This window comes from Kamptonema sp. UHCC 0994 (genome assembly GCF_029167235.1).
Lineage (GTDB): Bacteria > Cyanobacteriota > Cyanobacteriia > Cyanobacteriales > Microcoleaceae > Kamptonema.
Genome location: NZ_JARFTR010000036.1, coordinates 13432 through 34514 on the forward strand (window position 1 = coordinate 13432; position 21083 = coordinate 34514).

At 42.1% G+C, this 21083-nt stretch carries 10 protein-coding genes; 6 read left to right on the plus strand and 4 right to left on the minus strand.

Going from position 1 to position 21083, the window contains the following annotated elements:
* Positions 1-255: 255 nt before the first annotated feature.
* Complete coding sequence (locus tag PY364_RS03100; protein WP_275520473.1) at positions 256-498, minus strand: hypothetical protein; 243 nt, start codon at positions 496-498, stop codon at positions 256-258.
* Between the two features lie 334 nt (positions 499-832).
* Between PY364_RS03100 and PY364_RS03105 the strand changes: the two genes are divergently transcribed.
* Complete coding sequence (locus PY364_RS03105; protein WP_275520475.1) at positions 833-1390, plus strand: transposase; 558 nt, start codon at positions 833-835, stop codon at positions 1388-1390.
* 298 nt (positions 1391-1688) lie between these two features.
* Here PY364_RS03105 and PY364_RS03110 read toward each other — a convergent pair whose 3' ends face one another.
* The 3 genes from PY364_RS03110 to PY364_RS03120 form a co-directional block, all read right to left on the minus strand.
* Complete coding sequence (locus PY364_RS03110; protein WP_275520477.1) at positions 1689-1811, minus strand: hypothetical protein; 123 nt, start codon at positions 1809-1811, stop codon at positions 1689-1691.
* Positions 1812-1885: 74 nt separating this feature from the next.
* Complete coding sequence (locus tag PY364_RS03115) at positions 1886-2179, minus strand: hypothetical protein (protein WP_275520480.1); 294 nt, start codon at positions 2177-2179, stop codon at positions 1886-1888.
* 390 nt (positions 2180-2569) lie between these two features.
* Positions 2570-2740, minus strand: a complete 171-nt coding sequence (locus PY364_RS03120) for a hypothetical protein (RefSeq protein WP_275520483.1) — start codon at positions 2738-2740, stop codon at positions 2570-2572.
* A 169-nt stretch (positions 2741-2909) separates the two neighbouring features.
* Here PY364_RS03120 and PY364_RS03125 point away from each other — a divergent pair, with 169 nt between their 5' ends.
* The 5 genes from PY364_RS03125 to PY364_RS03145 all read left to right on the plus strand — a co-directional run bounded on the left by PY364_RS03125 (position 2910) and on the right by PY364_RS03145 (position 21080).
* Positions 2910-3503 carry a DUF3611 family protein gene (locus tag PY364_RS03125; protein WP_275520485.1) on the plus strand — a complete coding sequence of 198 codons (594 nt, stop codon included), beginning with the start codon at positions 2910-2912 and terminating at the stop codon, positions 3501-3503.
* 538 nt (positions 3504-4041) lie between these two features.
* Positions 4042-9687, plus strand: a complete 5646-nt coding sequence (locus PY364_RS03130; RefSeq protein WP_275520487.1) for an ATP-binding sensor histidine kinase — start codon at positions 4042-4044, stop codon at positions 9685-9687.
* A gap of 404 nt (positions 9688-10091) precedes the next feature.
* Positions 10092-15995, plus strand: a complete 5904-nt coding sequence (locus PY364_RS03135) for a non-ribosomal peptide synthetase (RefSeq protein WP_275520489.1) — start codon at positions 10092-10094, stop codon at positions 15993-15995.
* Complete coding sequence (locus tag PY364_RS03140; RefSeq protein WP_275520491.1) at positions 15988-19857, plus strand: beta-ketoacyl synthase N-terminal-like domain-containing protein; 3870 nt, start codon at positions 15988-15990, stop codon at positions 19855-19857. Before PY364_RS03135 ends, PY364_RS03140 begins: the two co-directional genes overlap by 8 nt.
* 188 nt (positions 19858-20045) lie before the next feature.
* Positions 20046-21080: a methyltransferase gene (locus PY364_RS03145; RefSeq protein ID WP_275520493.1), complete on the plus strand. Its 1035-nt coding sequence runs from the start codon at positions 20046-20048 to the stop codon at positions 21078-21080.
* The last annotated feature ends 3 nt before the right edge of the window (positions 21081-21083 follow it).

Sequence of the window (21083 nt, forward strand, 5' to 3'; positions counted from 1 at the left end):
TCGCCGACCAATTATGTCACCCACTAATAATATTGAAAACCCGCCCCCACCCAACGAATAATCCCTAACAACGATCCTCGCCTTATTGTTAAAATCAATGTAGTGGGGGCGGGTTTTTAGGATTGTCGATGGGTGTCAGATATTTTGGCGAACCCGCCCCTACAGTCATTTGGTGCGATCGCATTTTTTTGGGACAATCCTGTGCGATCGCCCTCTTGGATTCGGCGTTTCCAGTGCGTGTGATGTAGGGTTGGTTTAAGGGCGATCGCTATTTAATAAAATGTGGTAGGGGCGGGTTAACCGACCAATTATGTCACCCACCAATAATATTGATAACCCGCCCCCACCCAACGAATAACACCGAACAACCATCATCGCCTGATTGTTAAATTCAATTAATTGTTGATTTTTCGTGGGTGGGGGCGGGTTTTTAGGATTGTCGATGGGTGTCAAATATTTTGGCGAACCCGCCCCTACAGTCATTTGGTGCGATCGCATTTTTTTGGGACAATCCTGTGCGATCGCCCTCTTGGATTAGGCATTTCCAGTGCGTGTGATGTAGAGTTAGTTTAAGGGCGATCGCTATTTAATAAAATGTGGTAGGGGCGGGTTCACCGACCAATTTTGGCACTCACCAATAATATTGATAACCCGCCCCCACCCAACGAATAACACCGAACAACCATCCTTACCTTATTGTTAAATTGAATTAATTGTTAATTTTTTCATGGGGTGTGGGCGGGTTTTTAGGATTGTCGGTGGGTGTCAGATATTTGGGCGAACCCGCCCCTACAAGCCTGCTAAAATGGGATGGTAAAATATTGGCAAAAATATGAAATATAATCCTGATATCCATCATCGCCGATCTATTCGTTTACCAGGATATGACTATAGCCAACCAGGTGCATATTTTGTAACAATCTGTATTTGGCAACGTGAATGTTTATTAGGTGAAATTCAAGAGGGGAATATTTTATTAAACAGTTACGGTCAAGTTGTTAATTTTAATTGGTTTAATCTGCTCAAAGTCTATCCTCATATTGAATTAGATTGTTTTGCAATCATGCCGAATCATATTCATGGAATTATTCTCATAAAAGAGCGGAATCAAAATTGTAGTTTATCGGAAATTGTTAGAGGTTTCAAAACATTTTCTGCCCGTCGGATCAATCAGCTACGTTCTGTTTCAGGCATACCTGTATGGCAAAGGGGTTATTATGAACATATTATTCGGAACGAAACCGCCTTATCTAAAATTCAGGAATATATTATCAATAATCCCTATAATTGGGAAACCGATGAAATGCACCCATGCCAAAAATTAAACAATTCCCAGCAAATCAATATTAAATTAAATAAGAAAAATATCCTATCGATAAATTTATCATAAAACCCACAACTTGTAGGGGCGGGTTCGCCAACAATTCTTGCTACATAACGAATAATCTTGAAAACCCGCCCCCACCCAACGAATAACCCCAAATAACCATCCTCGCCTGATTGTTAAATTCAATTAATTGTTAATCTTTTCGTGGGTGGGGGCGGGTTTTTAGGATTGTCGATTGGTGTCAAATATTTTGGCGAACCCGCCCCTACATTCATTTGGTGCGATCGCATTTTTTTGGGACAATCCTGTGCGATCGCCCTCTTGGATTAGGCATTTCCAATGCGTGTGATGTAGGGTTGGTTTAAGGGCGATCGCGATTGCCTATGTCAGTGGGTGTTAAATACCTGGGCGAACCCACAACCTGCAAAGGATGAGAGCGATCAGCAAACCGCAGCAAAATATTCGTATCCACAAGGAATAACATGGCTAGTGTGGTAGGGATGGGTTCACCGATGGATTTTATTACCCATAGATAATCTCGATAAACCCAAAATTCCCTTAGTACGGAGGATTTTTCTTAGACACATTCAGTATCGGCAACTGAGGTCTAGAAGAATGAGGAGGGAGATAATATTCTGGGGCTGGGGCCGGTTGCTCGATAGAGGAACTGTGGATTTGCCACCAACGGAGAGCGATCGCTACGCTAGCAGTACCGAGTCCAAAAGCTAATAATGGCCCACTCGCGGCCATACCGCCGATCGCGGCATCAACAGCCCCTACGGTAATCACAAAGCTGGTGACAGGCTCCCTGCGGTAAGCTGATTTTAAAATGCGCTGCCATGAAACATTCATCGCGGTTTACTCAGTTCTGTTTATCTACGATCTCTAAAACTTAGAGTTTGCGGAAGGTTCGGGATTTTCTAGCTCAAAGGCTAGCCGAATTTAATTTCTTATCCTTACCTTGGGGAATTGTAGACGAGCACGACCAAATTGCGAAGCTCTTGAGCTACAAAATTTTACCTCAGACACACCTCACGACGTGATAATTTTCAATCGCGAGAATTTCAGTCTGATGTGGACAACTCCCTGAACCTGTTCTCCCTAATGTCTATTCTAACTAAATCCCAGAGGTTGTCAGGTTGAGGAAGGCTTGCCCCCCTTAACTAGAGCAGGATCGTAGAAATAACTCACCAGTAAAAAAAGGTTGAGTAGATAGGGGCTGACCTTAGCCATTGCTAAAATTTAGTTGAGACCTAGCCAAGAGAGTAATCCCTGACCAGTGAAATACTCGATAATCAGAGTTAGGGTAAAACCAACCATCGCGGCTCGACCATTGAGGCGTTCCGCGTAGTCGTTGAAGCCAAACTTTGGTTGTTCCAGCTTGGGAGTAGTGGTGGGTTCTAGTTGCGACATTGCTTGCGGTTCCTCGCGACGTATGCTAGTTAAGTTTAAACTAGCTTGTTTAGTTACAATTCTTCAACATTTATGTCTATTGTGTAAAGAGGGTTAACCGACCGTCAAGCCTCCCTGGTTAGAAAAATGTTCTAAATTTCAGCCCCATAGCTTCCATCAACTCGAAAATATGTCAAATCAGTTAGAGTCCTTTTCGTCGCTTCCACCTGCTGTCCAGCGAGTTGCCTCTGCCCTTCGTAATGTCGGGTGGGTTTGCTTTTGGGCACAGTCAGTGCTAGCAGTAGTTGCGGCGCTGATTTTGCTATTTGCCATCCCCTTTGCTTTCCCAAGTGCGGCCCCTGGTGCCCGTTCCACAAATCCTGGTACTGGCGGGGGTTTATTTTTTGCGATTTGCGGGCTAGGGGTACTTGCCTATAGTGTTTATCGAGCTTTCCGCTACACTCGCTTGTCAAGAGAATTGCGATCATCCAGTACCGATTCTCGTCCCAAGAAGGCTGCCACGATTCAAGCAGTACGATTTGCTCTAATGAGTAATACGGTAGGGATGTTCCTGACCATACTAGGGGCCGAAGCGATCAGCGGCACGCTTTTGGCTAAATCTCTGGCTCAGCCACAAGCGTTATACAATCCCAATATTAATTTTAACCAGTTCATCCAGCCCCTAGATATTTTTGTGGTACTGGCCAACACCCACGCTATTTTTGCCCACTTTATCGGCATTGTCGCCGCCCTTTGGCTACTCGATCGCATTTATAAGCAGTAGGAAGAAGGGCAGACACCAAGGAAGCAAACCCATATGAGGCAACAAGCTTGCGCCAATTGGTGTCCATTAGGTCAGGGAAAACCATCGAAAATTTAGCGATCGCATCCAAGGTCAAAATGTTGAGGGTGGCGATCGTGAGTCGTTAATTTGTCGCTGATGGCAACTTTCTGGTCTTGGTCTTTTTACTTAGTTTTGTCTATCTCTGCCTACCTACTTACTTACTCAAATTGATAAGCATGAGCTAAAGCCACAAAGAATGTGGAAAATACGGATTCCAAGTAGAGGGCAACTAAGTTACTATACTTTCTATAACAGTTTTCATATAGATGAGGACAGGCTAATTGCTAATTGCTAATTACTAATTACTAATTGCTAATTGCTAATTAAAAGCGCCCTACCCAGTGCAGAAATGCTATATTACAAACGTTGTTAGCCGCAAAACTGTAAGACAGTATTCTCAACAATACCAGCTTTAGTTTTAATACGGTATATTCTAGCACATTATCTCATCACAATTATTAAGATAGGCGAACATTATATGAGTATCAAGACAAACTACAAACTAATAGAAAAAATTAATGATGGTTTGAACACAGTAGTTTATCGTGCCGTGAGGAAGCAAGATGGGCAGGCTGTAATCATCAAGCTGTTGAAAGCAGACTGTCCTACTCTCGAAGAGATTATGCAATTGAGGCATGAATATGAAATTTCTAGAAATCTCAACTTAGAAGGTATTGTCAAGCCCTACAGCTTAGAGAATCATCATAATGGTGTAGCATTAATACTAGAAGATTCACAAGGAGAGGCACTAAAAAAGTTTCTGAGTAGTCACAAACTTGAACTAAAAGAGTTTTTATCGATCGCTATTCAGTTATCAGATTCTCTAGCAAAGTTGCATGAACGTAAAATTATCCATAAAGATATTAAGCCGACGAATATCATCATCACTCCAGCTACTCTCCAAGTAAAAATTACCGACTTTAGCATCGCTACGCGATTGTCTAGAGAAACCCAAACACTCAGCCATCCCACATTATTAGAAGGTACAATTGCCTATATATCGCCAGAGCAAACAGGGCGGATGAATCGCTCAATTGACTACCGCACTGACTTCTATTCTTTAGGTGTTACATTCTATGAAATGATGTCAGGTGAACTGCCATTTAAGACTACAGAGCCAATGGAATTAGTTCACTGCCACATCGCTAAGCAGCCTGTACCCCTCTGGGATCTTATATGGGCAAAAGAGCAACATAGTAGAGTAGAAATTAAGAGCAAAAATCCTGAATCTAAAATCAAAAATGGCGAGGTTATCAAAATAATTTCTGACATCGTGATGAAATTATTAGCCAAGACTGCTGAAGATAGATATCAAAGTGGTTATGGCCTCAAGGCAGATTTAGAACAATGTCTAAATCAACTACAAGAACCTGGCAAAAATTGTCACTTCATTCCCGGCGAGCGTGATAAATCCGGTCAATTTTCGATTCCCCAAAAACTGTACGGACGAGAAACACAAGTAGCCAATCTAATGGATGCTTTTGACAGAGTTAGCATGGGAACAGCAGAAATCATGCTAGTTTCCGGTTACTCAGGAATAGGTAAATCTTGCTTAGTATATGAAGTCCACAAACCCATTGTCGGAGCGCGGGGTTATTTTATTGCTGGCAAATTTGACCAATTCAAGCGAAACATTCCCTATGCAGCTTTAATTCAAGCTTTTGAAGAACTAATTCGGCAACTATTAACAGAAAGCTCCGAAAAAATCAAGCTTTGGAAGCAGAATATTTTAAATGATTTAGGTCAAAATACTAGAGTAATAATTGATGTTATTCCCGAATTAGAATTGATTGTTGGCGAGCAACCTGAAGTTGCTCAATTAGGGCCAAGCGAATCACAAAATCGTTTCAATCTCGCCTTTAAACAATTCATTAATGTTTTTACCCAAAAAACACATCCGCTAGTTTTATTTTTAGATGATTTGCAGTGGGCAGATTCTGCTTCTTTAAAATTGATTGAGGTGCTGCTAACTGACAGAGATAGCCAATATTTATTGGTAATTGGAGCCTATCGAGATAACGAAGTCAGCCCGACTCATCCATTAATGCAGACCTTAGATCGGATTCGTTCATCTGGGTCAATAGTAAATAATATTATCCTTCAACCCTTGACACTGAGTACAGTCAATAAATTAGTTGCTGACACCTTGGGTGACAAATACTCATTAGCACTCCCTCCTCCTGTTTGTTTTTCCGAGCAAAAAGGAGAAATTAAGCAAGAAAATTTGCTGGCTAAAAACAATAACAAAGAAATAGAAAAATGCAATTTATTAGCCGATCTAGTTTTTAATAAAACTCAAGGCAATCCTTTTTTTATTACTCAACTACTCACATCCCTTTACGCAGAAAAACTATTGACATTTGACTTCAGTATTGGTAAATGGCAGTGGGATATAGGGCAAATTCAAAGTGTCGCGATCGCAGATTATAATGTCGTAGAACTCATAGCCAGAAACCTTCAAAAACTACCTTCAGATACCCAGAAAGTTTTAAAATTAGCAGCTTGTATTGGCAACCGATTTAATTTAGATGTTTTGGCAATAGTAAGCGAACAATCGCTCTCAGAAACGGCATCTGCTTTATGGGATGGGCTTCAGACTGGTCTAATTTTACCTATCGGGGAAAATGCTTACAAAATACCTTTACTGTGCAATGGTCAAAACTCCTTAGTAATCAGCAATATTCAAGGAGCCCAATTAGAAATTAATACTTACAAAGTATCCTACAAATTTTTGCATGACCGAGTACAGCAAGCCGCTTATTCTCTAATTGCTTCTAAGCAGCAAAAAGCTACGCACCTGAAAATTGGGCAACTATTGTTGCAGAATACACATGAAGACGCACTAGAAGAAAATGTCTTTGATATTGTTAACCAGCTAAATATCGGAGTAGAATTCATTACTGAACAAGAAGAAAAATACCAGCTTGCTCAATTAAATTTAATAGCTGGTCGAAAAGCAAAAGCAGCGTCAGCTTATGAAACTGCTGTCATGCAATTAAGAGTAGGGTTAAAACTCTTAGCAGAAAACAGTTGGCAGAGTAACTACGATCTGACACTAGCACTCTATGTAGAAGCGGTGGAAGCAGAATATCTCAATACCAATTACGAAAGGTCAGCAACTCTTGCGGAAGTTGTTCTGCAACAAGCTAACACCCTGCTCGAAAGAGTGAAAGTATACGAGTTACAAATCCAGTTTTATATGGCTCAAAATCAGATGTTAAAAGCCATTGATACTGGGCTGGAAGTGCTGGATATGCTGGGTGTTTCTTTGTCAAATGACCTAGGTGACGGGGGTTTTGTGGTTGATTTGCCAAACCTCGCAGACTTAGACAATATCCCAGAAATGACAGATCCTTACAAAATAGCGGCTTTAAGGATATTGACATCCCTTATTTCTCCTGTTGCTACTGCTAATCCAGAAATTTTGCTCCCGCTTGCAGTAACTCTAGTTAAAATCTGCATGGAATATGGCAATTCCCCTCTTGCTGCTTTTGTATATGCTTTTTATAGTGTAATACTGTGTTCGGTAATAGGGGATATAGATGCCGGATATCATTCTGGTAACTTGGCATTAAAGTTATTGGATAAATTTAATACTAACTCGCTTAAATGTAAAGTTAATGAATTATTTAACGGTTTTGTTATCCATTGGAAAGAGCCTGCTAAAAAAGGTTTACTTCCCTTAATCTCAGCGTTTCAAATAGGGTTAGAAACTGGAGATATCGAATATGCTGGTTATGCTATTACTCTTTATTGCGCTAACATCTTTTTGACGGGGGAGCGATTAGATATTGTAGAAGAAGCACAAGGGCAATATCTTGATTTAGCGTTCAAACTAAAACAAGATTATTCTATCTACTACATCCAGATCCTCCAACAACTGACCCTAAATCTTCACAATGAATCTGAAGCTCAATGTTTGTTGGTTGGCAAGAGTTTTAATGAAACAGAAATGTTACCTGTTTTTATTGAAAGTAATAATCGAATTTTGCTGTTTATTACCTATGTTAGCAAAACGATTCTCTTTTATCTATTTAAAGAACCTAAGAATGCTGTTACCAACGCTTATTTAGCCGCAGAATACGCAGTCAGTGTGGTGGGCATGGTAATTGCTGCTTTTTATAACTTCTATTATTCCCTCGCTCTCCTCGCTGTTTATCCTCAAGTTTCACACGGCGAACAACAACAATATATCAGCTTAGTAGAATCTAATCAACAACAAATGCAGAAATGGGCATTTCATGCCCCCTCTAACTTCCAACATAAGTACGACCTTGTGGAAGCAGAGAAAGCACGAGTTCAAGGGCAAATTGTAGAAGCAATGGAATATTATGACCGAGCTATAGCGGGAGCCAAAGCACAAGGATATATTCAGGAAGAAGCAATAGCATCGGAACTAGCAGCAGAGTTTTATTTCTCCCTCGGTAGAGACAAGTTTGCTCGAATCTATCTAACACAGGCTTACTACGGATATATTCGTTGGGGAGCTAAAGCTAAAGTTAAAGATTTAGAGTCTAGATATCCCTTGGTATTTTCCGAGATGCTGATGCGAGAATCGACAGGCATAGAGATTAATAGGACAACAACATCGACTACAGGAGGAAGTTCGGCAGTTTTGGATTTGTCCACTGTCAATAAAGCATCTCTGGTCTTGGCAGAAGAAATAGTTCTCGATAAGTTGCTGGATAAGCTACTGAAAATTGTGATGGAAAATGCCGGAGCTACTAATAGTTACCTGATTTTAGAAAAAGATGGAAAGCTTTTGATAGAAGCTACAGGTGTTGTGGATAAAAATACGGTTGTTTTGTGTTCGGAGTCACCCGTTGAAAACAGTGATAATCTACCTGTTTCTATAATCAACTACGTGGGAATAGCTAAAGAAAATGTTGTCTTAAATGATGCAACCGTGTCAGGAAGATTCATAAACGATCCTTACATCATAAAAACACAACCGAAGTCAATATTGTCTATGCCTATTATTAATCAAGGCAAGCTAATTGGTATTCTTTACTTGGAAAATAATATCACAAGTGGTGCATTTACACCTCAGAGGCTGGAAGTATTAAAAATACTTTCTTCACAGATAGCTATATCCCTTAAAAATGCGATGCTTTATGGGAAATTAGAAACTGCAACTGAAAACTTGAAAACAGCCAACGAGCAATTAGACGATTACAACCAAACCCTGGAAGAGAAGGTGGAATTAAGGACACTGGAGTTACAAGAAAAAAATACGCTTTTGAAAGAACAAGCAATTCAGCTTGAACTTACCCTTAAAGAATTGCAAGTGACACAGACTCAGTTAATTCAAACTGAAAAAATGTCAAGTCTGGGGCAAATGGTTGGTGGGGTTGCTCACGAAATCAATAATCCGATTAACTTTATCTATGGCAATCTTACCCATGCTAGTGACTATTTCCATGACTTGCTGGGATTGCTGAATCTTTACCAGAAGGAATTGCCTGATGCAACTCCTGAGATTGAGAACCTTGCAGAAAGTATCGATCTGGAATTCTTAATTTCTGATTTTCCTAGACTGCTTGATTCAATGCAAGTAGGGGCTGAACGCATTCGCCAGATTGTCTTGTCGCTGCGGAATTTCTCGCGCTTGGATGAGGCGGTAATGAAACAGGTAGATATCCATGAAGGGATCGATAGCACTTTGCTTTTGTTGCAAAATCAATTAAAAGCTAAGCCAGAGCATCCTGGAATTGAAATTATTAAAGAGTATGGAAAGCTACCTAGTGTAGAGTGCTACCCTGGCTTTCTTAACCAAGTATTTATGAATATACTCGGCAATGCGATTGATGCGATAGAAGAATCATTTTTAGTTTCTTCTACAGTAGCAGTAAATAAAAAAGGAAAAATTTGCATTCGCACCAGTATTGTAAACGGTAACAACGTAGAGATATGTATTGCGGACAATGGAGTGGGGATGACAGAGGAAGTATGTCGAAGAGTTTTCGATCCTTTCTTTACTACGAAACCTGTTGGATCTGGTACTGGTTTAGGTTTAGCTATTAGCTATCAAATTGTAGTGGAAAAACATCAGGGTAGGCTAACTTGTATTTCAGCGCCAGAAAAGGGAGCGGAGTTTGTGATTGAGATTCCAATCAAGCAGTAAACGAAATAATAAGTAAGTAGAAGGCAGAAGGCAGAAGGCAGAAGGCAGAATACAGAAGGTAGAAAGTTACTGGCTTTAGTAAGACAGGAATAATATTTACCTGTTTGTGCATTTTTTTGGCATTTATTTTTACTCTCAAAAATACCACTAAAGGTAGATTTACAAAAATATCACCATCCGTTAGATTGAAAATCAATAGCCTTTAGAGGCTCTTGTTGTAATCGTTTTCATAATATTTCTTAAGTCTTAGGTTCGCAGTAAGATATCTATCAAGAAAACATCAGGTATTTTTGATAGTTAGTTCAATTATTTAAGCCCTTTGGCTGAGACTCGGATATTAACTCCACAACGCTTATGCGAACGGAGTAAAAAAATCAGTATTTCTCGATCTAAGGAAGAATAAAATGTTAGATAATTTTCAGGATAAGTGCATCCACCAGCTATTTGAGTTCCAAGTAAAGCGATCGCCTGACGCTATTGCAGTAATATTTGAAGGGAAGCAGCTAACCTATCAAGAGCTAAACTCCCAAGCTAACCAGTTGGCGCATTATCTGAAGACTCTGGGTGTTGGGCCAGAGGTACTGGTTGCCGCTTGTGTAGAGCGATCGCTAGAAATGGTTGTAGGTCTATTAGGTATTCTCAAAGCTGGTGGCGCTTATGTACCACTAGATCCGAATTATCCAGTAAATAGACTGGCATTCATGTTAGAACATTCGCAAACGCCAGTTTTGCTTACACAAAAACATTTAGTCGATTCTCTTCCCGAACACCAAGCCCATGTTATCTGTTTGGATGGAAATTCAGAAATAATCGATCGCTTCAGCAAGGAAAACCCAGACAGTGAGGTGACACCCGATAATTTAGCCTATGTGATTTATACATCTGGCTCTACTGGTCAACCCAAGGGAGTTGCGATCGCCCATAGTGGCGCAGTTAACACGCTTCTTGATATTAACGATCGCTTTGAAGTTGGAGCAGGCGATCGCGTCTTAGCTCTATCTTCCCTCAGCTTTGACTTATCTGTATACGACATTTTCGGCTTGTTGGCTGCGGGAGGAACCGTTGTGATCCCTAAAGTATCAGCAACGCCAGATCCCGCTGATTGGGTTGAGGCGATCGCGCGATCGCAAGTCACAATCTGGAACTCAGCACCCGCCTTGATGCAGATGCTTGTAGATTATGCCACTGCTCATAGCAATACTCTGTCATCATCTCTGCGATTGGTGCTTCTAAGCGGAGATTGGATACCCCTGACTTTGCCAGATCAAATCAAAACTTTAGTCATCTGTAGGGGCAGTGCCCCCGTGCCTGCCCCAAACCCAAAAGGGGCAACCACAGGGGGATTGCCCCTACAAGAAAATCAGGACTTACGCACTCCGACTAAAGAAACCGGGTTTTTTGATGAAAATACTTCGTTACAGCCCGTAGATTCGGTAAAAAACCCGGTTTCTGGATACCCAGTAAGTCCTAAAAATGAAACTATAGCCCAACCTTCAACCCCCGCTGTTATTGGCTTAGGAGGCGCAACCGAGGCTTCCATCTGGTCGATTTTATATCCCATAGAAACCATCGATCCTAACTGGAAAAGTATCCCTTACGGTCGATCGATGACTAACCAGAAATTCTACGTCCTCAACGAAGCAATGGAGCCTTGTAATGAGGGAGAAGTTGGGGAACTCTACATCGGCGGAATCGGTTTAGCGAGATGCTATTGGCGAGATGAAGAAAAAACCAGCAAACGCTTCATTAATCATCCCCATACAGGCGATCGCCTTTACTGTACAGGCGATTTAGGTCGCTATTTACCCGATGGTAACATCGAATTTCAAGGTCGCATCGACCACCAAGTTAAAATTCGCGGCTTCCGCATCGAACTAGGCGAGATTGAAGCAGTGCTGGGACAACATCCAGATGTGCAGGTAGCAGTGGTAACAGCACAAGAGGATGTCCCCGGACAGAAGCGGTTGATAGCTTATATTGTTTCTAAAGTCACCGCAGAACGCACACCATTTAAAAGCGAATGTTTAGCAGAATTTGATGGCGATCGCTCCCTTAAACTACACACAGAAGACATATCAGTAGGTGGCATCGGCGTAGTTGGAGTGCCCGATAATTGGGCAAGAGGTAAGCAAGTTCGCCTCCGCCTCGTACTACCCGGAAATACCCAAGAGCAATGTTTTGAGGGAACTGTTGCTTGGTGTGAAGGAAATCAGGCGGGAATTGATTTATCTCTCACACCCATTGAAGAAGCTGTAATTCAGCAGAGTATAGACCATCTCTTAGAAACCCAAGGCTTCTTAAAATTTTTGCAACGCACCGTCGCAGGCAAATTGCGTAACTTCCTGAAAGATAAGTTGCCCGAATACATGGTGCCTTCCAGCTTTATATTCCTGAAAAGCTTGCCGCTAACGCCGAACGGCAAAATAGACCGCCAGAAGCTATTAGCACCTGCCGTTAAAAAAATTCCCGAAGTACGACAAGATTATGTAGCACCTCAAACTCCAGTCGAAGAAGTAGTCGCAGGCATTTGGGCGGAAGTGTTGGGATTAGAGCGAGTTGGTATTCGCGATAACTTCTTGGAATTGGGAGGTCACTCTCTGCTAGTCACGCAGATTGCAACTCGAATGCGAGACACCTTCCAGATGGAATTACCCTTGCGTACCCTATTTGAGTCTGCCACAGTAGCGGATCTGGCTCACAATCTGGAAATCGCCAGTCAAAAAGCTCCCATAACCCAGGCTCCACCGATTCAACCAATTTCGCGCGATCAGGATTTGCCTTTGTCTTTCAGCCAGCAACAACTGTGGTTTTTATGTCAACTGGCTCCCGATACACCTTTCTATAACGAACCGATTACCATTCGTCTACCTGGTTCGGTCAATATCGCCGCACTAGAGCGCAGCATCAGCGAAATCGTCAAGCGTCACGAAATTTTGCGAACCACCTTTGGTATTGCGAATGGGCAACCAGTGATGATGATTCAAGATGCCTTTAATTTTGCCTTACCAGTGGTGAATCTTGAGGAATTACCAGAGATAGAACGGGAGTCTGAAGCCTTGCGACTGGCAACTTTGGAAGCAAAGCAGCCTTTTGACCTCACCCAAGGGCCGCTACTGCGGGGTACTCTCATACAGTTAGGCGAGACAGATTACAGGTTATTCCTGACCATACACCACATCATTATTGATGCTGTCTCTCTTTACAGCGTCTTGTTAAAGGAACTCGCGGAACTCTACACCGCCTTTGCTTTAGGCTTGCCATCGCCCCTCCCAGAAATACCAATTCAGTTCGCAGATTTTGCCTACTGGCAACGGCAATGGCTACAGGGAGAAGTGCTGGAAAACCAACTGAGATACTGGAAACAGCAACTAGCCGATTTGCCAACACTGCAACTGCCTACAGATCGAGCGCGATCGCTGGTTCAAACCTTCCGGGGTGCGAGGCAATGTCTAGAACTACCTCTGAGCCTAACCGAGATGCTTAAGGATCTGAGTCGTAGAGAAGGTGTCACCCTGTTTATGACTTTGATGGCAGCATTCCAAACCTTGCTCTACCGCTATACGGGGCAGACTGACATTCCAGTGGGCACTGCCGCCAACATCCGCAACCAACAAGAGCTAGAGGGGATGATTGGTTACTTCCTCAACACTTTAGTAATGCGTAGCGATCTTTCTGGCAACCCCAGTTTTAAGGAACTGCTTGTGAGGGTGCGTGAGGTGACATTAGGGGCTTACGCTCACCAAGAATTGCCTTTCCAGAAGCTAGTGGAAGAACTGCAACCAGAGCGGAATCTCAGTTATAATCCTCTGTTTCAAGTTGCGTTTGTCCTCGAACCCCCGCTTGTCGAAATGGATGGGTGGACAATCAGCCAGCTAGACGTGGATACCGGTACGGCAAAGTCCGACCTGTACCTCGAACTTGACGAGAGACCAGAAGGCATAGTCGGTCGTTTTGAGTACAGCACAGATTTATTTAATGCTGAGACGATCGAGCGGATGGTAGGGCATTTTCAGATTTTACTGGAAGGCATCGTCGCTAACCCAGACCAGAAAATTTCGGAGTTGCCTCTTTTAACTGAATTTGAGCGACAGCAGTTAGCAGCGTGGAATCATACCGAAACCGATTACCGTAAAGATGCTTGTATACACCAGTTGTTTGAAGAGCAGGTAGAGCGATCGCCCGATGCGATCGCATTAGTCTTTGAAGATGAGCAACTTACCTATAAAGAGCTGAATCAACGAGCAAATCAGCTAGCGTATCATCTGCGTAATTTGGGTGTGGGTGCAGAGGTATTGGTGGGGATCTGTGTAGAGCGTTCCTTGGAAATGGTAGTAGGACTCCTGGGCATTCTGAAAGCTGGCGGGGCTTATGTACCGCTAGACCCAGCTTATCCCGCAGAGCGTTTAGCTTTCATGCTAGAAGATGCCGAAGTAGCAGTGCTGCTGACTCAGGCGCGGTTGATAAAATCTCTTCCCAAACATCAAGGGCGTACTGTTTGTCTGGACACTGACTGGGAAATAATTGAGCGACAGAGCGAGGAAAACCCTGGATACAGCGTAACCTCTGAGAATCTAGCCTATGTAATTTACACTTCAGGATCTACAGGCCGGCCAAAAGGAGTTCTAATTGAACATCGAGCATTGCTTAATCTTGTCTTCTGGCATCAAGAAACTTTTTCTGTGTCGTCTACGGATCGGGCAACTCAAATAGCGGGACCTGCATTTGACGCATCAGTGTGGGAGTTGTGGCCTTACTTGAGTGCAGGAGCGAGTATTTATATCGCCAATGAACAAATTCGCATTTCACCCAAGTACCTTCAGGATTGGCTAATTTCCAATGCAATTACTATCTCTTTTCTACCAACAACACTAGCAGAAAGTGTATTGTTGTTTGATTGGCCTGATGATGTAAGTTTGCGAGTTTTGCTGACTGGGGGAGACAAACTCCATAACTATTCTTTACCAGAACTCTCGGTGAAGCTAGTAAATAATTACGGCCCAACTGAAAATACTGTCGTTACTACTTCCTGCGTCATTCCTGCTAGAGACCAAACCGACACAGCACCGCCTATCGGACAACCTATAGCTAACACGCAGGTTTATATTCTAGATACCCAACTGCAACTTGTCCCGATCGGCGTACCCGGAGAGTTATACATTGGTGGCGATGGTTTAGCACGGGGCTACCTCAACCGACCCAAACTAACAAGCGATCGCTTTATCCCCAACCCCTTTAGCAATGAATTAGGTTCTCGCCTCTACAAAACTGGCGACCTAGCCCGCTACCTACCCGACGGTAATATCGAATTTCTAGGCCGCATCGACCATCAAGTGAAAATTCGCGGCTTCCGCATCGAACTCGGCGAAATTGAAGCCGTATTGAGCCAACACCCGGATGTGCAGGAGTCTCTAGTTATCAACCGCGAGGAAGCCTCTGGCAATCAGCGCCTAGTAGCTTATATTCTTTCCAACCTCAGACTAGAACGAGTACCTTATCAGAGTGCGTGTTTGGCAGAATTTGGCACAAGTCCTGCGGTGGAAGTTCGCACAGAAGACATTTCTATCGGTGGTGTCTGCATAGTCGGCGTACCAGATGCTTGTCAACCCGGTCAACCCGTCCGCCTGTATCTGCGCCTACCTGGTTTGATTGAGGAGCAATGGTTGCAAGGCAGGCTCGTCTGGCGACAAGGGCAACAATGTGGGATTCAGTTCGCCCTCACCCGGACTGAGCAGACTCTAGTTCAACAAAGCATAGATTACCTTCTGGAAACTCAGGGTTTCTTGAAAGTTTTGCAACGCACAACAGTCGGGAGCTTACGCGACTTTTTGAAGCAGAAACTACCCGACTATATGGTTCCCTCCAGCTTTGTATTTTTGAATCATTTACCGCTCACACCAAACGGTAAAATAGACCGCAAGGCACTGCCAGCTCCAGATGCTATTAACCCACAGTTGGAAACAACTTATATCGCACCCCAAACTGAGATTGAACAATCCATCGCTACAGTTTGGCAACAGGTATTACACTTAGAAAAAGTAGGTGTAGATGATAATTTCTTCGATCTAGGCGGTCATTCGTTACTGATGGCTCAGGCTCATAGCCAACTGCGCGAAGTGGTGGAACAAGAGATTTCAATCGTTGAGATGTTTAAATATCCAACCATCAGTTCTTTGGCTAAATATTTAAGTGAGGAAACCGACGAACAATCTTCTTTTGGGCAAAGTGAAGATCGCATCAAAAAACAAAAAGAGGCAATCAATAAGCAAAAGCAAAAACAAGCGCTAAAGGGAAAGAATAAAAATGGATAATACTGAAACTCCCGACTCTATAGAAGGTATCGCGATCGTCGGTATGGCCGGTCGTTTTCCCGGTGCTAAAAATGTTGATGAATTTTGGCAAAACCTCCGCGATGGTGTGGAATCTATTTCTTTCTTTTCTGAAGAGGAACTTAAATCTTCAGGCATTGATGAGTCAGTATTGCACAATCCACGCTATGTAAAAGCAAGAGCCGTATTAGCAGATATTGAGTTGTTTGATGCTGCATTCTTTGGCTTTAATCCAAGAGAAGCAGAAATTACCGATCCACAACACCGCTTTTTCTTAGAATCGGCTTGGGAAGCTTTAGAAAGTGCTGGTTATAACTCGGAAACTTACGAAGGTTCGATTGGAGTTTACGCTGGTGCAGGGAGTTTCAATACTTATTTCTTGAATAACCTTTATCCTAATCGTCAGCTTAGAGAATCAGTTGGAGATTATCAACTTGCGATCGCCAATGAGAAAGATTTTCTGTCAACTCGCGTTTCTTATAAATTAAACTTAAAAGGGCCGAGCGTGACTGTACAAACAGCCTGTTCTACTTCATTGGTTGCTATTAGCATGGCTTGCCAAAGCTTGCTAAATTATCAGTGCGATATGGCTTTGGCTGGTGGCGTTTCTATCGGCGTTAACCAAAAGACAGGATATTTGTATAAAGAGGGAATGATTCTTTCTCCAGACGGACACTGTAGAGCCTTTGATGCTAAGGCACAGGGAACTGTTAGCGGTAGCGGTGTGGGTATTGTGGTTTTGAAAAGATTAGAGGAAGCGATCGCAGATGGAGATTATATTCATGCAGTAATCAAAGGTTGTGCGATTAATAATGATGGTGCTTTCAAAATTGGTTATACTGCTCCTAGTATAGATGGTCAAGCGCAGGCGATCGCAGATGCTTTAGCATTAGCAGAAACTCCTCCTGAAACTATTAGTTATATAGAAGCTCACGGAACTGGAACACCCCTGGGAGATCCCATAGAAATAGCGGCCCTGACGCAAGCTTTCTCAGTTGAAACTAAGAAAAAAGGCTTCTGTGCCATCGGTTCGGCAAAAACCAATATCGGACATTTAGATACTGCGGCTGGTGTCACTGGTTTAATCAAAACTGTCCAATCTCTTAAACACCAAATAATACCACCTAGCCTGCATTTTGAACAGCCTAATCCTAAAATTGATTTTGCCAATAGTCCATTTTATGTTAATACTAAACTTGCTGAATGGAAAGCAGGTAAAACACCCCGCCGTGCTGGAGTGAGCTCTTTTGGCATCGGTGGAACTAATGCTCATGTGGTGTTAGAAGAAGCGCCTAATGTAGAACTATTGAACAGAAATAGTAGGGGCGGTGCCCCCGTGCCCGCCCCAGAATATCAACTGTTAGTTTTATCGGCAAAAACTAGCACTGCCTTAGATAAGGCAACCGCAAATTTAGCAAAATATTTAAAGCAAAATTCCGCTCTAAACCTGGCTGATGTTGGTTACACGCTGCAAATTGGTAGGAGGACTTTTAGCCATCGACGGATAGTAGTTTGTAATAGCGTTGAAGAAAGTACAATTGCTCTTGAAAATCTCGATCCAAAACAAGTTTTTACAAGCTTCCAAGAGTCTAAAAATACACCTGTGGTATTTATGTTTTCAGGACAGGGTTCGCAGTACATTAATATGAGTTTAGAACTCTACCAAAGTGAACCAATATTTCGCGAACAAATCGATCTATCTTCGGAAATTCTTAAACATCACTTGGAAATTGACCTCCGCCACGTACTTTATCCCAGCGAGACAGAAGCAGAAACAGCGACAAACCAACTAAAACAAACTGCAATTACACAGCCAGCACTATTTGCGATCGAGTATGCTTTAGCTAAATTGTGGATGTCTTGGGGAGTACATCCTAAAGCCATGATTGGTCATAGTATTGGTGAATATGTAGCCGCGTGTTTGGCTGATGTTTTCTCCTTGGAAGATGGCTTATCCTTGGTAGCAGCAAGAGGTAATTTAATGCAAAAAATGCCTGCTGGTTCAATGATTGCCGTTCCACTTCCCGAACAGCAAATACAACCCTTTCTGGGCAATAAACTCGACTTAGCTGTGATTAATGGAACATCTATGAGCGTGGTTTCAGGTAATAATGAAGCCATAGATGAATTACAACAAAAGTTAATTAAAAAAGGTGTAGAATGTCGCCGTTTGCACACATCCCATGCCTTCCATTCACAGATGATGGAGCCAATTTTAACACCATTCACCGAACAGGTGAAAAAAGTTAAGCTGAAAGCGCCTAAAATTCCCTATTTGTCTAACGTTACTGGCACTTGGATTACAACGACGGAGGCGACAAATCCGAGTTATTATGCTCAACATCTACGTCAAACAGTAAGGTTTGCCGATGGCTTACAACAGCTATTAAAAGACCAAAACCAAATATTGTTAGAAGTGGGGCCGGGACGGACATTGAACACCCTAGCAAAACAGCATCCAAATAAAGCATCGGAACAGATTGTACTTTCTTCATTGCGCCATCCACAAGACCAAAATTCCGATGTAGCTTTCTTACTTACTACCTTGGGTAAACTCTGGTTAGGAGGAGTACAAATAGATTGGTCTAAAATTTATGCTAATGAGCAACGTTATCGCATTCCTTTACCAACTTATCCCTTTGAACGTCAACGTTATTGGATTGAAGCACCAGGAATCGATCCACAAATTCAAACTACATCTTTACCAGATACAGATGATGCCAAAAAAATAGATTCAACACTCCACTCAAGACCAAATTTAAACAATACTTATGCTGCACCTAGAGATGAGATTGAACAAACCATTACTAATATCTGGCAAGAATTTATTGGGATTCAGCAAATAGGGATTTATGATGATTTCTTTGATTTAGGTGGAGACTCATTATTAGCAGTTCAACTAATAACTAAATTAAACGAAACTCTACAAATATCATTGTCTCCTCATAGCCTATTGCAATCACCAACAATTGCAGCTTTGGCTGAATTAGCTAAAGAAAATTACGATTTGTCTGAGAGTGATAAACATCAATTACAGGCAGTTTCTGACTCCTTGTTAGTAGAAATTCAGCGCGGTAGTTTTAAGCAACCTTTGTTCTTAGTTCATCCGGTAGGCGGCCACGTTTACATTTATCGAGATTTAGCACGTTATCTAGGTTCAGATTTGCCTGTTTTTGGCATACAAGCCCACGTTTCAGATGGGGAAACACAGTCTTTTACTGTTGAGGAAATGGCGACTAGCTATATTGAAGCGGTACGGATTCGCCAACCTGAAGGGCCCTATTTTCTGGGTGGTTCTTCCTTTGGAGGTACTGTTGCTTTTGAGATGGCGCAGCAACTCAAAGCTCAAGGTGAAAAGATAGGATTGCTAACTTTAATAGATACTCCTGGCCCTGGTCAAATGCCTGTTTTAGCGACAGAAGATGATACCACAATTCTGGTATACTTACTGGGTGTTGGTTTTAATCTGTCTCTTTCTATGGATATCCTTCAAAAACTTGAACCAGAGGCGCAACTTATCTACTTTTTAGAACAGGTAAAGGTTGCTAATAGGGTAGTTCCTCCAGATTTTGGATTACCGCAAATTCGGCAATTTCTTCATCTGTTTAAAGTACACGCTCAAGCAATGCGAAATTATATTCCGCAAACTTATCAAGGTAAAATTATCTTTTTCCGTGCTACAGAGCAAAATGAAGTCAATGCGAAAAATCCAGAATTACCCTGGATTGATGTTGCTGGAGTTGGGGTAGAAGTTCGAGAAGTACCAGGAAATCATATTACTATGAATTATCCCCCTCATGTTCAGATTATGGCGGAACAACTTAGAATATATCTAGGTACGTAGTTGGGCTTCAGCCCTCTTAGGGCTAAAGCCCAACTACGTACTTTTTAAAGAGGGCTAAAGCCCAACTACGTACTTTTTAAAGAGGGCTAAAGCCCAACTACGTACTTTTTAAAGAGGGCTAAAGCCCAACTACTTACCTAGAACTTATGCGGTGTAACAATTAGAAACTTTCAGTCAAAGGACAACTCATGGCTTTATATTCAGATAATACCCAACTAAATAGCGAAAATTCATCATCATTACTACTAGAAATGATGTATGGTTTTAAAATATCTCAGGCTCTTTTTGTGGCCGCCAAACTGGAAATTGCTGATATTCTGAGTGACGGTTCTAAGACTGCTGATGAACTTGCAAAAGCTTCTGGTGTAAATTCTCAGGGTATTTATCACCTGATGCGTATGCTAGTAAGTGTTGGTGTATTTTGTCTAGAAGATAATGACAAGTTTTGCTTGAATTCTCTGGGAAAACATTTACTAACTGGTACTTCTGATTCTTTACGAGGTACGGTTTTGGCAATGGGTGATGAACTCTATCAGGGATGGGGTAATTTACTATACAGTATGAAAACCGGAGAAACTGCTTTTGAATATACTTTTAAAATGAGTTTTTATGACTATTTAAAACAGAATTCTGAGGCTGCGGTAAACTTTAATGAGTGGATGAAGGAGACAACAAGGGAGTGGCTGTTGCCGGTACTCGAAGCTTATGATTTTTCAGAGGTTAAAACCCTTGTGGATGTGGGTGGAGGTATTGGTACTCTAACGGCTGTTATTCTGAATGCAAATCCCAAGATGCAAGCTATTTTATTCGATCGCGAAGATGTTGTTGTTGATGCAAACCCCGTTTTGAAAGTTGCGGGAGTTGCAGATAGGTGTCAAATAGTTGGAGGTAGCTTTTTTGATGCGGTTCCTCCTAGTGGCGATCTTTATTTACTCTCTCGTGTCCTTCTCAATTGGGACGACGATCGTGCTATTACAATTCTTAAAAAATGCTATCAAGTTATGACAGCTAAAGATCGGTTGATGATTGTTGATTTTATGTTGCCTGAAGGTAAAATGTCGCCATTTATTGGTATGGGTAGCTTAACTTTGTTTGCGATCGGTGGTAATTTTATGCGTACCCAGGATGAATTTTATCATTTACTTTCTTCCGCAGGGTTTAAAGTGACTAATATGATAGAAACAAAAGGGCCAGCAAGTGTTATCGAGGCGACACTTGCATAGAAG